We start from the raw sequence: 13127 nt of genomic DNA, 5'->3' as shown, positions 1-13127 counted from the left end.
TCTGGGTAAGCACATCAGCGCAATAAAAACCAAAAGTCCCAGGGTACCCGATAGCCATAGGGAGCCAACTCCCCAGCGCGTCAATGCAAGACTGAAGATGAAGGGCGCCAGCGCTTGTGCAACCCGGGCCGGCATCATCAGCCAGCCTTGCCTGGCGCCGTAGCCGTGGGCCCCAAATATCGCCAGCGGCAGCGTCCCCTTGGCGATGGTGAGGATGCCATTGCCAGCGCCGTGCAACACCGCGAATAGCGTGGCTGCGGGCGGACCTCCCAGCAATAACACCAACACACCGGCGGGATGGGCGAGCCCGGCGAGCCGTGCCGAAAGCAACGGGTGCACGGCACGCAACAGCCCGAATTCGAGCAAGCGCCCTGCCACTTGAGCGGGCCCCACCAAAGCCGCCACGCCCACCGCCACGGCGAAGGTCACACCGGCATCTTGCAACAGGTGCGGCAGGTGCGCGGCCATGGCCGTGCTGATAAACCACGTGGCCGCGAACACGAAAGCCAAGACAACGTACGTTAGCGCGCTCGCGCGGGCGGGAGCGCGTGCAGGCTGCGCCGTCCCGGCCGCCACCTGATGCGGTGAAGCGATGGATCGTGCACGCGGCAACAGCGAATTGAGCGGCAAGCCCAGCGCGATGTGCAGCGCCGCCCAGCCGAGACAGGCACCGCGCCATCCCCATTGCCCTTCGAGAAGAACCGAGAGCGGCCAACCAATGGTGCTGGCAAACCCCGCGATGAGCGTGATGCCTGTTATGGCGTTGCGTGAATCATGGCCATAGAGCCGCACGATTGCCGAGAACGCGGCTTCGTACAAACCGCACCCCATGACAAGTCCGATGATGGCCCAGGCCGCGAACAGACCCACGGAATTTTGCGCCAGGGCCAGCGCCGCCAGGCCGGCTGCAAAGGCAAGATTGGTGGGCACCAAAACCGGCCTTCCGCCCCAACGGTCGATCGCACGTAGGGTCCGGGCAGTGCCGAAACCACCAAGGCGCAGGAGAAGGCTGCGTACACCGTCAAGGCCGGGACGCCGAGGTCTCGCGCCATGGGCACGGCCAAAATAGCTGGTAAGTAATAAGACGATGCCCAGGCAAGGGTCTGCGCCGCCCCGAGTGCCACGACGGTGCGGGTACGCGAGATGTTTCCTGCCCTTCCCAGGTGCTCTTGCTTAGGCGCCTAGGTCAAGGGCCGGCCCGGTCCGCGCTTGAAATGCTTTTTGCGAAGCTGCGCCGGCCCCGTGAGGCACACAGAGCCATGGTCCTGAGAATGGGGCGGGCAGATTTGCAGGCACTCGTCACCATCGCCCTCGTACCGGGTATAGCCATCGTCTTTACAACGCGGATAGCAAATATCGCCCTCGCGCTCTTCATCGTCAGCGCACTTACGGCCATCATTCTCATTCGCCGCGAAAGACGGCGGTCCCCATGCGAGCACGCTCGCGATGCCTAGAACAAACAGTATTTTTCTAATCATTTCCTCTCCAGAAAGATAGCGCGGACTTCAAAACAATATTAGCCTACCTTTTACCAACCCAGGACGACCGAAATGGAAACTTCCTCATTACACGAAGCCGCGCAGCTTATCGTGCGCCACCGTTTGAACCGCATTCCATTGCCAAACTTGGCCCAGGGGACAGGCCCCAAGGATGTGGCGGAAGGTTACGCGGTGCAGGCACAAGCGCAGCGCATCCTCGCGCAATCCCTTGGCGCCGTGGCGGGCCACAAGATCGGCGCCACCAATGCCGCCATTCAGCGCAAGCTCGGTGTGGGACATCCGTGCGCCGGAACTGTCTACGCCAAGACGGTATGGCGCACAGGCGTGGAACTGCCAGTAGCGGACTTCATCCGCCCCGGATTGGAATGCGAGATCGCCTTTCGTTTTGGCCACCACTTGGCTCCTCGCGCCTTGCCTTACGAGCGCGCTGATCTCACCGCCGCCATCGACGCCTGCATGATCTCCATGGAAATCGTGGACAACCGATACGAGGATCTGGCCCGCATCCATATTCCCACCCTGATCGCCGACGATACCCTCGACGCGGGCGTGATCCTCGGAGAACCGCACGCAGATTGGCGTTCCCTCGATATGCCCAAACTGACAGGTACCATACGCCGGGATGGCAGCGAAATTTCTCGCGGCACCGCCAGCAACATCCTGGGCGATCCGCTCAACGCCATGGTGTGGATCGCCAACACCTACTCGCAACTAGGCCGCACCTTGAAGCGTGGCGAGTTTGTCTCCACCGGCAGCATCGCCGATCTCATCTGGGTCAAGGCCGGCGAGCACTATGTGATCGAAGTAGAGACGCTCGGCACCTTGGAGGTAAAGTTCGTCTAGCCAGCCCGTGAACGCTCTCGTCCTGGGCGGGACCGGTTTCATCGGCCGCCACGTCGTGTCCGCGCTGCTTGCGCGCGGACACGACGTGATCATCGGCAGCCGTCATCCCCGGAGCTCATCGCGCAAACTGCCCGCGCATGCACGGCATTGCGAGATGCGAGTCGCGCATCACGAGCAGTTGGCCGATATATTGGATTGGCGGCAATTGCTCCGCGGAACGGATACGGTGGTCAACTGCGTGGGCATTCTTCGCGAGCGCTTTCACCTCACGCGGCCGCATGAAACCTACGAACGTGTCCACCACATGGCTCCCGCGGCACTGGCCAGCGCGTGCGTGCGTTATGCCGTGCCCAGCTTCATCCATGTATCCGCTCTCGGGCTACGCCCGGATGCTCGCAGCGGATTCATTACTTCCAAATTGCACGGCGAGGCCGCCGTGGCCAGGGCTGGCGGGGATTACACCATCGTGCGGCCTTCTCTCCTGGATGGCGAAGGAGGCTACGGCGCGGCATGGTTGCGTAGACTGGCTTCCTGGCCCATCCATTTCGTCCCCGCCAGCGCCACGGGCCGTATCTCCCCGCTGGCGGTAAGCGATCTTGGAGAGGCTATCGCTGGGCTCGCGCAACTACGAGGACGCGAGGACTTGCGAACGGTGGAACTCGGAGGCCCTCGTGCCATGACGATGCGCGAATTGCTGTCCACCTTGCGCGCGGCGAATCATCGCCCCCCGGCGCCGGTCATTCCCATTCCGCACGCCATCGCGCGGCTGGGTAGTCATGTATGCGACCTGCTGCACCTCACGCCATTCTCCTTCGGTCACCTGGAACTCATGCAGTGCGATAACGCACCTCAAAGCAACCGCCTGGCGGACCTACTAGGCCGGGCTCCCTTGGCGATGGGCGCTAACACTAGACATTAGACTATCCGGCCAACTTGCAAGGCACGTGCAAAAATCCCCGGAACCTTGCCCGGCCGCCGTGCACAGATTCGCCCGCCAATTCATAGCGCGGAAAGCGCGCGAGGAAGCTTGAAATCGCTACCTCTCCTTCGAGGCGGGCCAAATTCAACCCCACGCAATGATGAATGCCCGCGCCAAAGGCGAGGTGGCGGTTCGGCGCGCGAGCAATGTCGAAGCGTTCTGGATCAGGGAACTGCGCAGGGTCCCGATTGGCGGCGCCGATGCACAGCGTAATCTGGGTTCCCGCCGCCATGCTCACCGCGCCCACCCCGGTGGCTTGCGTGGCGATGCGATTGCCAAGTTGGTTGGAGCTTTCGTAACGCAGGATTTCATCCACCGCGGATTCGATGAGTTCGGGTTGCGCGAGGAGGCGCGCCCTCTGGTCCGGATGCCGGGATAGCAGTACCAATCCGTTGCCGATGAGATTGGTGGTGGTCTCGTGGCCGGCATTGAGCAGGAAAATGCAGTTGTGCAATAGCTCTTTTTCCGTGAGGCGCTCGCCGCTCATCTCGCCACTTATCTCGCCTTGAATCAAACGGGTGAGTACGTCTCGCGCGGGGTCGCCGGAACGCTCGCGCCGGTGCGCGATCAATCCTTCGAGGTAGACGAGAAACTCCTCCACGGCCCGGTTACCGCGCACGAAGGCCGCGGGGGTAACCGTGGGCTCGAGGGCACCGAGGATGGCCAGCGACCATTCCCGCAATGGACCGCGTTCCGTGCACGGCACTCCGAGCAAGTTGCCGATGATCTCGATGGGAATTCGCGATGCGAAATCCTCGATGAGATCCGCCTCTTTCTTCGCCGCGATGTCGTCCAGCAGTTGGCCCACCAAGGTGACCAACCCGGGCTGCATGTCCGCGCTGGCGCGCGGCGTGAGCGCGCCAGCGATCAAGCGCCGCACGCGTGTGTGCAACGGCGAATCGTTGAAGACCAAACTCGTGGTGTGATGTTCGTAAAGCGGCGAATCGCCATACTTCTGCTTGAACTCCCGCTTCTTATCGGAGCTGAATAGCTTCGGGTTCTTGTAGACGAAGAGGCAGTCGGCGAAGCGCGTGAGAAAGTAGCTCCCATCGGGCATGCGCTTCACTGGCGCGTGTTCGCGTAGCGCCCGGTAATAGGGGTAAGGGTCAGTGTAGAAATCCGCGGGCAAGTCACGCAGATCGAAGTTCTCCGCGAGCGCTTGCGCATGCGGCAGCGCGCTCATTTACAAACCGCCATCCTTGCGTGCCCGCTCCATGGCTTCACGCAACACCGAGAGATCGCCAATGTGATTGGCAAGCAACAAAATGAGCTTGGCATTCACCAGTTGGCTATGCTCGGGTGTGAGGCCCTCGTGCAAGCCGGTCAACGCCTCGTAGAAGTCATCGGGCTGCCCGAAGTTAGGTTCGAGTTTGAGCGGCATCTTGGGCTAAGGGCTGGGGGCTAGGAGCTGGGGTCAGGATTCAGGGATAAAAGGTCGAGCGCCAAGAGTTGCCCCTCACCCACTCCCTCTCCCCGCAAACGGGGAGAGGGAGTGGGCTGCATTGCTTTTTGCGCCTCACGCCTCACGCCTCCAGCGATTTCCACATAGCGATATCGCGCTCATTGGTCCAAATGCGCGGATCGCGATACTGCGTCGCTTCGTCATAGGCCCGTGAAACATCGAACGGCATGCAGTGATCGAAGATCACCCAGTGACCGAACTTTTGCTTCATGGCTGCGTAAGTTTCTTGGTACACCGCGCGCAGATCCTTGCCAGCCTTGGCGCCACGCTTCACCGACTCGAACATCTCCGTAACGAAGGCGCGTGTGCCATCGAGCCCCGCTTTGACTTGGGCGGGCGTTTGCAAAGTGGCACCCCGGCCTGGGACGAGTTTCTCGGGCTTCATGGCTGCCAGCGCATCCAGGGTGGCGGGCCAATCGGTGAGGTAAGCATCGCCCGCGTAGGGTGTGGCGTTGTATTCCACCAAGTCGCCCGAGAACAAAATTTTCTCTTGCGGCAACCACACGATGGTGTCTCCTTTCGTGTGGCCTCGGCCCACTTGCAGGATTTCCACTTCGAGTTTTCCGAGCCAGAGCGTCATGCGCTTCTCGAACACAAGCGTGGGCCACGTCAGCCCAGGGATTGATTCCACGGCGCGAAACAAACGCGGAAAGCGCTCGATCTCGCTTTGCATATCTTGCGCACCCCGCTCGCCGATCAAGTCGTAGGTGTCGCGGCTGGCGATGATGTGCTCGGGGTTGTAACCCGATGCGCCCAGCACGCGCACGGCGTGATAGTGCGACATCACCACGTACTTGATGCGCTTGTCCGTGACCTTCCGGATGTGGCGAATCACGTCCTGCGCCATCACCGGCGTGGCCTGGGTATCGATGACCATGACGCAATCGTCCCCGACGACAACGCACGTGTTCGGGTCTCCCTCCGCCGTGTAGGCATAGGCGTGCTCGCTCAGCTTATCGAAGCTCGCTTTCTTGTCGGCGGTATCGGCCTGGGATGCAAATTTCTTCTCGGTGCTCATGCGGATCCTCCTTGGGATATATGGCGCTCATGTTAGCGGAAGCGCTCTGCTTGGGTGAAGCGGGCTGTATCGCACACAACTTAACTCGGCCTTTATGGGACGCACCAGGCAACCTGACCGCGCAAGCGTTCTGTTTCGTTCTCCTGATTCGTGGGGCAATGTTCTGCACGGCTGGCACTGTCGAGAATCTTTACAGTGCGTGATCAACATCGCGCTAAGCCCATGATTCCACGATCTGGGTCAATAATTGCTCAGGTCGTGAATTATCCCGCGATCGTCTGAACATAAAGGCTTCCGCTTGGGTAATCTAATAGGAGGAACACCATGAAGATTCAACGATTGCTTTTGGCGGCAGCACTGGGATTGGGCGGGATGGTTTCCAGCGTGTCCGCGGCGCCAGTGACATACTCAGCCTTTCTCGGCAACTTTGAAAACCCGGCGACTGGTTCACCAGGCACCGGAATCGCCCTTGTCACCCTGGATGATGTGGCTGACCAGCTTACCGTCTAGGCATCGTTCTCTGGATTGAGCGGCGCCACCACCGCCGCACACATTCATTGCTGCGTCGCGCCTCCTGGAAATGCTGGGGTAGCTACTCAGGTTACGTCATTCATCGGATTTCCTCTTGGCGTCACGTCAGGGTACTTCTTAAATACTAACGACACCACGCTCGCAAGTACATTCAGAGCGGGATTCATCACGGCGAACGGCGGCACCGTGGCTACAGCGGAAGCGGCATTATCCGCGGGACTGCTCGCCTGCCAAGCCTACTTCAACATCCATACCGTGACGTTTCCCGGCGGCGAGATTCGCGGATTCCTCAACGCTTGTGGTGGTCCGAACGACCCGGCTTGTCCTAATGTTCCCAGACCTGTTCCGGAACCCGGTACGCTCGCGCTTCTCGGTTTAGGTCTTGCCGGTCTCCTGGCGTCGCGCCGTCACGAGCGGTAAATATCATCGCCTCACGAAAGCCCCGCTCCCGCGCGGCTTTCGTTTTGCGGGTTGCGCCGGAACTACAGCACCATGAGGCTCACCAGCAAGTCTTCCTTCGCATTAACCATTCGAGGCAACGGATATCGGCGTGGCAAATCCAAATTTGGCCGAACGTTTTGCCTACCCCGCAATTGCCTTCGCCCCTGGCACGTAGCCTCGATTCCACGTCGGGCTGATGATGATCTGGTTCACACAAGCATGTGGCGGCATTTCGGCGACGAAGCGGATCGTCTGGCCTAGATCCTCCATCTTCAACATCCGTGCGCGGTCCTCGGCGCTTGGAGGGATGGGGCGGCGTTCCATGATGGGGGTGGCGACTTCGTTGGGGCAAATCACGCACGCGCGAATGCCGTTGATGCACTCTTCCAGATTGATGCTCTCGGTGAGCGCCACTGCGCCGAACTTGCTGCTGTTGTAGGCAGGTCCCGTGATGGCGGCGTGGTAGACACCGGCCCACGAAGATATGTTGATGATGAGCCCGTCCTTGCGCGCGCGCATGGAAGGCAGCACGGCGTGGCAGCAGTAAAAGGTGCCGTCCAGGTTGATTCGAATGACTTCGTTCCACCCCTCCACGCTCTGATTCTTCCAAAAGCGTTTAGGGGTATTGAGCCCCGCGCTGTTGACCAGGATATCCACCTTGCCGTGGCGCGACAAAATGCCTTGCGCCACCTTGCTCACGGCGTTCGCGTCGCTCACGTCGAGCACAGCCACCTCAGCCTTGCCGCCCTTCGCCTTGATGACGGCAGCTTCACGCTCCAGCACGTCCGCGCGCCGGCCCGACATGACGACCGTGGCGCCCGCCGCCGCCAAGGCTTGCGCGCCACCCAGGCCGATGCCTGTTCCCGCTCCCGTAATCCACGCAATTTTTCCGGCCAAGCTCATGTTCTCTCCCCTTTCGCGAACCATCGTCTCAAGTGAGCCGCGGATTCGGCGATCGCACGCTTCGCCGCATCTACCGCACCGCCCATCAAATAAAATCCGTGCACCATGCCTTCGTAATTGCTAAGCGTCACCGGATTACCTGCCTCCATGAGACGCTTGGCGTAGTCGATGCCTTCATCCCGCAGGGGATCGAAGCCCGCCACCAGCACCAAGGCCGGCGGCAAGTTGCTCAGGTCGTCCGCGGCCAGAGGCGCGAAGCGAAAATCGTAAAACTCCTTTGGGCTGCGCACATACTGCTTGTAGAACCACGTGATGGCGTTACGTGTGAGCACGTAACCCTCCGCGAATTTCTTGTGCGAAGGCGTCTCCGGTTCCGGCGCCACGCAAGGGTAGATCAACAACTGGCCCGCCAATTTCGGGTATCCGTCGTTGCGCGCGAGGATTGCAACCACCGCCGCCAAATTGCCCCCGGCGCTATCGCCCCCCACCGCCATGCGCAGGGGATCGCCGCCCAGTTCCACCACGTGCAACGCGAGCCAGCGCAAGGTTGCGAAGCAATCGTCCACCGCCGCCGGAAATTTGCTCTCGGGCGCCAAGCGGTAGTCCACCGCCACCACCAGGCAATCGGCCTGGTTGGCGAGTGCCCGGCAGGCGCTATCGTGAGAGTCCAGATCGCCGATCACGAAACCGCCGCCGTGGAACCACAGGAGCACCGGAAATTTCTCGCCTGCCCTGGGCTCGCGTGGTTGGTAGACACGGATATCCAAGTCTTGGCCTGGCCCTGGAATCTTGCGGTCCTGGACACGAAAGATTTGCTCCTTGAGCGCGAGATTGCTTACGCGCATCAAATATTGCTCTCGCCCTTGCTCGGGAGTGAGCTGCCAAATTTCCGGCAACCCCGCTTGTTTGATGAGGTCGAGAACTTTTTGCGCTTGCGGATCGATGGCCATCTTAGCCTTCCTTTGGATAAATAAGTTTGAAAGTGCCAGTGGCCTTCGCCAATAGGGTACCGGCCATGTCAGTCATCTCTGCTTCGGTGAATATGAGAGAACGCCCCGCCCACTGGGCACGGGCATCCGTGAACACCGGGCCTTGGGCGCCGCTGATGAAATTGGTCTTCATCTCCACCGTGGCGGCGCCAATGCATTGGGCGTCGAGCGAACGCGAGGCAGTGCCCATGGCCACGTCCAGCAAACCCATGAGCACACCGCCGTGGATGGTCTTCCAGCTATTGAAATGCTCGGCTTTCGGTTCGAAGGCCACGCGCGCTTTGCCGTCCGCCTTCTCCAGCAGGCGCATGCCCATGTGTTCCACGTAAGGGATTTTAATATCGAAAGTTTTTTCCATGTCGTTGGATGTTATGACCTATTTAGAGGCCACCGCGGATCAAATTCAAAAGGAGTCTGCTGCATTATGGATATTTTCCGGGCTTGGGGATGAGCTGGATTGATCACGGCGTTTCTCGCCTGCGGCAGCACCGCGCTCGGTACGATCAACAGATGTCCCAGCCCACTTTTAAGGAAGACATCGCCATACTCTCGCGCGGCGCCGGGCGAGTCCCAATCCGCCCACCGTTCCGGTAACTCGGCCAACGGCGGTTCGGTGAACTGGACATCCGCCGGGATGGAAAGTTTCAATAGTTGGAATCCTCCGTTCGGTGCAAACGCGAGATCGAAGGTCGTCAACGCCTCAAGAATCGTTGTCGCGGGGTCGAGCGATGCATACACCGCCTTGACCCCGCGGCTATTCCATCTCCCCCCTCGCAGACTCGCACCTTCCCCCGTCAAGGCCAGCGTCGCATAGCGAGCCGGGCTTAGCCTCCATAGAATCACACATACACCCCGTGTTCGATCGAGACCAAGATGTCTTCGACGCGGGCGGCGCCCGTTTCGGTAAGCATTCTCTCAAAGGGCGTCTTTCCCCCAAGCGCGATCAAGGGTTCGTGCAACCAATGAACCGCCTTCTCCCGGCTGCCGAACACTTCTTCGCACTTCGCGGCGATCCTGGCGATTCGCGCTAAACGATCGCTCACCACGAGGTCTAGATTGCGGTTCTTTCCCAAATTGCTGAAGCTGCGCGCCGAGATGCCTACGATCTCCACAAAACGCGCAACGGGAATTTCCAGAGCAGTTTGAAGAGCTATCAAAGCGCGCCCCGGCAACCCCTCTTGAACCAAGGACTCCAAGTCCATTATCGAGTGTATCCTGCGCCGCCGGGGTGCTGGTATCGCGAGCAGATTCAAAACCGTTTCCACGCCCTCGGACATGTCTTTTCTCTCATGCGCAATATTGCGTCAATTCTACAGCATTATTGCCGCGATATTCCGGCGCGTCACTCATTCGGACACGCGGTAACGGAGCGCGGCCGAAGAATCCACGCGGAGGTTAGAGCGCGGTCATGCCGCCATCCACCGCGATGATCTGCCCGGTGATGTAACTCGATGCATCGGAGGCAAGGAGGGCGGCGATGCCTTTCAAGTCCTGGTCGTTGCCCAACCGCCGCAGAGGTGTCCGGTCTATCACGAAGTCCTTGGCCTTCTCGATCATGCCGGCCGCCATTTTGGTGGGAAAGACTCCGGGCGCAATGGCGTTGACGGTGATTCCATACAGACCCCATTCGGCTGCGAGCGAGCGTGTAAAGTTGACCACCCCGCCTTTGCTGGTGTTGTAGGCGATGGTGCTCATGAAGCGCGGATCGGTGCCTCTAACACCGGCGACGGAGGCGATGTTGATGATGCGCCCGTAGCGTTTGGGAATCATGGCCAGGCGGCCAACGGCCTGTGTCAGCGCGAACACGCCGGTCAGATTCAGATTGATCACTTTGATCCATCCTTCCAGAGGATGGTCTTCCGCGCTTGCGCCCCAGGTAGCGCCCGCGTTATTGACCAGGATGTCTATGGTGCCAAAGCGCTCCATGACCTGGCGCGCAAGCGCCTCGGCCCCAGCCGCATTCTGCAAATCAGCGGGGAAAACCGCCACCTCGCAGCCATGCGCGCGTAGCGCGGTAGCAGCGGCCTCCAACTCTCCAGCCTTACGTGCCGTGAGCGCCAGCTTGGCGCCCATTTCCCCCAGCGCCTCGGCCAGTTGCAGGCCAAGGCCGCGAGAGCCTCCCGTGACGAGCGCCACCTTGCCTGAAAGATCCAATTGCTGCTTGAGACTCATCTCAACTCCTTAAACTCAAGAACCATTCACCACAGAGGCACAGAGACACAGAGACACAGAGAAAAGCAAACCAACCCGGATATAGAGAGGGCCCAAAACTTGTGCTCGATGTTGGTCCCAGGCCTTTCACCGAGAAGATTTATATTTGGAATTTCTCTGTGCCTCCGCACCTCTGTGGTGAAGGATTTTCCTCCGTTCAAAACCACTCATCCTGCATTTCAAGGCAAGTCCTGTCCATGTCGTTGAGGAGCTGGTTTTGATGTTTTATTTTTGGCAACTCCCAGCGGAAGAAAAATCCGCAGGCCTGAAGCTTACCCTGATAAAAGGCGCGGTCGGTTTCCGGCGCGGACGGAAGTCTCTCCAGGGCAACGAGCGCCTGGCGCAACCATATCCACGCCATGACGATGTGCCCAGTCATCTCGAGGTAAACGCTGGCGTTGGCGAGCGCCAAGCCGCTTTCGCCGCGGTCCGAGGCACATAGGAGATTGCGCGTGGTCTCAAGCAGCAGCGTGATGGCATCGGCCAGGGCAGTAGCCGCGCGCACGAGTTCCGGCGAGTTGCATTTTTTCGCTTCGCGAATGGTGCGGTCCATTTCCCGCATGAGCAATTGCAGGGCTGCCCCGTCTTGCATCACCACCTTGCGGCCCAACAGATCCAGTCCGTGAATGCCGTGCGTACCCTCGTGAATGGCGTTCAACCGGTTGTCCCGGTAGAACTGCTCCACCGGGTATTCGCGCGTGTAACCATAGCCACCGTGGACTTGAATGGCCAGGCTGATGGATTCCTGGCTCCACTGCGATGGCCAGGACTTGGCGATGGGCGTGAGAATTTCCAGAAGAAGGTGGGCCTCCTGCCGCTCGTGCTCGCCGGGCGCGGTATCTTTGTCGTCCACCAAGCGCGCGCAATAAAGGCACAGCGCCAAACCGCCTTCGGCGTAAGCCTTCTGCGCCAACAGCATGCGCCGAACGTCGGCATGTTCGATGATGGGCACTTGGGCTTGCTCTGGATTCTTGGCGCCGGGCAACCGGCCTTGGGGTCGTGCGCGAGCATAGGCGAGAGAGTGCAAGTAGGCCGTGTAGGCCAGCATGACCGCGCTCAATCCGACCCCAACGCGCGCTTCGTTCATCATGTGGAACATGTAGCGCAGGCCTTGGTGCGGTTCGCCCAGCAGGTATGCGACACAACGCCCGTTTTCGCCGAAGTTGAGCATGGTCGATGTGGTGCCGCGCCAGCCCATTTTGTGGATCAACCCACTCAAGACCACATCGTTGCGCGCGCCGCGCGAGCCATCCGGATTCACAAGAAACTTGGGCACTATAAAAAGCGAAATTCCCTTCGCGCCCGCTGGTGCGCCCCGAACCCTCGCCAGCACCAGATGAATGATGTTCTCGCAGAGTTCATGATCCCCGCCGGAAATGAAGATCTTATTTCCGGTGAGCAGATAATGCCCATCCGGAGCTGGAACCGCCGTGCTGCGTAGGTCCGACAGCGACGATCCCGCCTGCGGTTCAGTCAACGCCATGGTGCCGAAGTAACGGCCATCGAGCAGCGGCCTCAAGTACAGGCGCTGGTGCTCCCGCGAGCCGAACGCGCGAAGAAGATTGGCATTCGCCATGGAGAGCAGCACGTAGGAGGCGCTACCCACGTTTGCCGATTGAAACAGCGCAAAGCACGCTTGCGTCACCGTGAAGGGCAACTGCATCCCCCCTAGTTCGTAATCATGCGCGGCGGCGGTAAATCCCGATGCACTGAAAGCCTCCAGGGCGGCCTTAACCTCGGGAATCATGCTGACGAACTTACCGTCTAATCTCGGTTCATGCTCGTCGGCTTTGCGGTTGTGGGAGGCGAAATGCTCCTCCGCCAGACGGTGCGCGGACTCGATGGCCGCATCGAAAGTCTGCCGGCCATGCTCGGCGAAGCGGTCTCGCACAGTCAATGCGCCGGCTCCGAGCCACTCGTAGAGCAGGAAATCGAGATCGCGCCGGTTGATGAGTCGGGAGGTCATGGAATATCGCCGGGTAAACGCCGCCTAGGAACTCGGTAAGCTTCCGAAAATCTCGGCTTCCATTAATTTCAGATCCAGGGTTTCGAAGCGAACTTCCGATTTTCCGCGCGCGTCCCATAGAACCCATTCACCCGATTTCGTACGCCGGAAAATATCGATCGTTCTGCGATCAGGATCGATCAGTACATATTCCTTGAACTCCGCAATGCGGCGGTACGCGGCAAATTTCTCGCCACGGTCGAAATCCCCTGTCGACTCGGAAAGCGCCTCCACGATGAGTATGGG

Annotated in this window: 14 protein-coding genes and 2 pseudogenes; 3 read left to right on the top strand and 13 right to left on the bottom strand. The window is 60.0% G+C overall.

All coding sequences use genetic code 11. The annotated features are described in order from the left end of the window. Nucleotides 1-1052, bottom strand: a pseudogene (locus tag EXR36_13350) (MFS transporter). Nucleotides 1053-1181: 129 nt separating this feature from the next. After that, nucleotides 1182-1478, bottom strand: a complete 297-nt coding sequence (locus tag EXR36_13345; GenBank protein MSQ60589.1) for a hypothetical protein — start codon at nucleotides 1476-1478, stop codon at nucleotides 1182-1184. 72 nt (nucleotides 1479-1550) lie between these two features. On the opposite strand from EXR36_13345, the gene EXR36_13340 reads away from it, so the two are divergent. Further along, nucleotides 1551-2342, top strand: coding sequence for a hypothetical protein (locus EXR36_13340; protein ID MSQ60588.1), 792 nt, complete (start codon nucleotides 1551-1553; stop codon nucleotides 2340-2342). Between the two features lie 7 nt (nucleotides 2343-2349). Beyond that, nucleotides 2350-3261: a complex I NDUFA9 subunit family protein gene (locus EXR36_13335; GenBank protein MSQ60587.1), complete on the top strand. Its 912-nt coding sequence runs from the start codon at nucleotides 2350-2352 to the stop codon at nucleotides 3259-3261. Nucleotide 3262: 1 nt separating this feature from the next. Here EXR36_13335 and EXR36_13330 read toward each other — a convergent pair whose 3' ends face one another. The 3 genes from EXR36_13330 to EXR36_13320 all read right to left on the bottom strand — a co-directional run bounded on the left by EXR36_13330 (nucleotide 3263) and on the right by EXR36_13320 (nucleotide 5801). Further along, nucleotides 3263-4504, bottom strand: coding sequence for a cytochrome P450 (locus EXR36_13330; protein ID MSQ60586.1), 1242 nt, complete (start codon nucleotides 4502-4504; stop codon nucleotides 3263-3265). Beyond that, nucleotides 4505-4702, bottom strand: coding sequence for a DUF2783 domain-containing protein (locus EXR36_13325; GenBank protein MSQ60585.1), 198 nt, complete (start codon nucleotides 4700-4702; stop codon nucleotides 4505-4507). It abuts the gene before it with no gap. Between the two features lie 142 nt (nucleotides 4703-4844). Beyond that, nucleotides 4845-5801, bottom strand: a complete 957-nt coding sequence (locus tag EXR36_13320; protein ID MSQ60584.1) for an MBL fold metallo-hydrolase — start codon at nucleotides 5799-5801, stop codon at nucleotides 4845-4847. A 324-nt stretch (nucleotides 5802-6125) separates the two neighbouring features. Here EXR36_13320 and EXR36_13315 point away from each other — a divergent pair. Continuing rightward, nucleotides 6126-6752, top strand: a pseudogene (locus tag EXR36_13315) (CHRD domain-containing protein). A 162-nt stretch (nucleotides 6753-6914) separates the two neighbouring features. Here EXR36_13315 and EXR36_13310 read toward each other — a convergent pair. From EXR36_13310 to EXR36_13275, 8 genes are all read right to left on the bottom strand, one after another. Then, the gene (locus EXR36_13310) at nucleotides 6915-7676 is read right to left on the bottom strand and encodes an SDR family oxidoreductase (GenBank protein MSQ60583.1); all 762 of its coding nucleotides are present in this window, start codon (nucleotides 7674-7676) and stop codon (nucleotides 6915-6917) included. Then, a complete protein-coding gene (locus EXR36_13305; protein ID MSQ60582.1) occupies nucleotides 7673-8626 on the bottom strand; it encodes an alpha/beta hydrolase in 954 nt (317 codons plus the stop codon). Before EXR36_13305 ends, EXR36_13310 begins: the two co-directional genes overlap by 4 nt. A 1-nt stretch (nucleotide 8627) precedes the next feature. Then, nucleotides 8628-9023, bottom strand: coding sequence for a PaaI family thioesterase (locus EXR36_13300; protein ID MSQ60581.1), 396 nt, complete (start codon nucleotides 9021-9023; stop codon nucleotides 8628-8630). Nucleotides 9024-9034: 11 nt separating this feature from the next. Further along, a complete protein-coding gene (locus tag EXR36_13295; GenBank protein ID MSQ60580.1) occupies nucleotides 9035-9508 on the bottom strand; it encodes an RES domain-containing protein in 474 nt (157 codons plus the stop codon). Next, nucleotides 9505-9942 (bottom strand): DUF2384 domain-containing protein, encoded by a 438-nt coding sequence (locus EXR36_13290; GenBank protein ID MSQ60579.1) that lies wholly within the window; start codon nucleotides 9940-9942, stop codon nucleotides 9505-9507. Before EXR36_13290 ends, EXR36_13295 begins: the two co-directional genes overlap by 4 nt. 118 nt (nucleotides 9943-10060) lie before the next feature. Beyond that, nucleotides 10061-10837 (bottom strand): SDR family oxidoreductase, encoded by a 777-nt coding sequence (locus tag EXR36_13285; GenBank protein MSQ60578.1) that lies wholly within the window; start codon nucleotides 10835-10837, stop codon nucleotides 10061-10063. 196 nt (nucleotides 10838-11033) lie between these two features. After that, nucleotides 11034-12842 carry an acyl-CoA dehydrogenase gene (locus EXR36_13280; protein ID MSQ60577.1) on the bottom strand — a complete coding sequence of 603 codons (1809 nt, stop codon included), beginning with the start codon at nucleotides 12840-12842 and terminating at the stop codon, nucleotides 11034-11036. A gap of 24 nt (nucleotides 12843-12866) precedes the next feature. Beyond that, nucleotides 12867-13127 (bottom strand): Uma2 family endonuclease (locus tag EXR36_13275; protein ID MSQ60576.1); only part of this gene is annotated, 261 nt, incomplete at its 5' end.

Source organism: Betaproteobacteria bacterium (assembly GCA_009693245.1).
GTDB lineage: Bacteria > Pseudomonadota > Gammaproteobacteria > Burkholderiales > SHXO01 > SHXO01.
The sequence above is the reverse complement of the archived record's forward strand: the minus strand, read 5'-3'. Positions and strand labels throughout refer to the sequence as shown.

What these genes read in the sequence shown, in the direction of transcription:
- EXR36_13280 (MSQ60577.1), bottom strand. Translation starts at nt 12,842, where the DNA reads ATGACCTCCCGACTCATCAACCGGCGCGATCTCGATTTCCTGCTCTAC.
- EXR36_13330 (MSQ60586.1), bottom strand. Translation starts at nt 4,504, where the DNA reads ATGAGCGCGCTGCCGCATGCGCAAGCGCTCGCGGAGAACTTCGATCTG.
- EXR36_13320 (MSQ60584.1), bottom strand. Translation starts at nt 5,801, where the DNA reads ATGAGCACCGAGAAGAAATTTGCATCCCAGGCCGATACCGCCGACAAG.
- EXR36_13325 (MSQ60585.1), bottom strand. Translation starts at nt 4,702, where the DNA reads ATGCCGCTCAAACTCGAACCTAACTTCGGGCAGCCCGATGACTTCTAC.
- EXR36_13285 (MSQ60578.1), bottom strand. Translation starts at nt 10,837, where the DNA reads ATGAGTCTCAAGCAGCAATTGGATCTTTCAGGCAAGGTGGCGCTCGTC.
- EXR36_13345 (MSQ60589.1), bottom strand. Translation starts at nt 1,478, where the DNA reads ATGATTAGAAAAATACTGTTTGTTCTAGGCATCGCGAGCGTGCTCGCA.
- EXR36_13340 (MSQ60588.1), top strand. Translation starts at nt 1,551, where the DNA reads ATGGAAACTTCCTCATTACACGAAGCCGCGCAGCTTATCGTGCGCCAC.
- EXR36_13310 (MSQ60583.1), bottom strand. Translation starts at nt 7,676, where the DNA reads ATGAGCTTGGCCGGAAAAATTGCGTGGATTACGGGAGCGGGAACAGGC.
- EXR36_13300 (MSQ60581.1), bottom strand. Translation starts at nt 9,023, where the DNA reads ATGGAAAAAACTTTCGATATTAAAATCCCTTACGTGGAACACATGGGC.
- EXR36_13305 (MSQ60582.1), bottom strand. Translation starts at nt 8,626, where the DNA reads ATGGCCATCGATCCGCAAGCGCAAAAAGTTCTCGACCTCATCAAACAA.
- EXR36_13290 (MSQ60579.1), bottom strand. Translation starts at nt 9,942, where the DNA reads ATGTCCGAGGGCGTGGAAACGGTTTTGAATCTGCTCGCGATACCAGCA.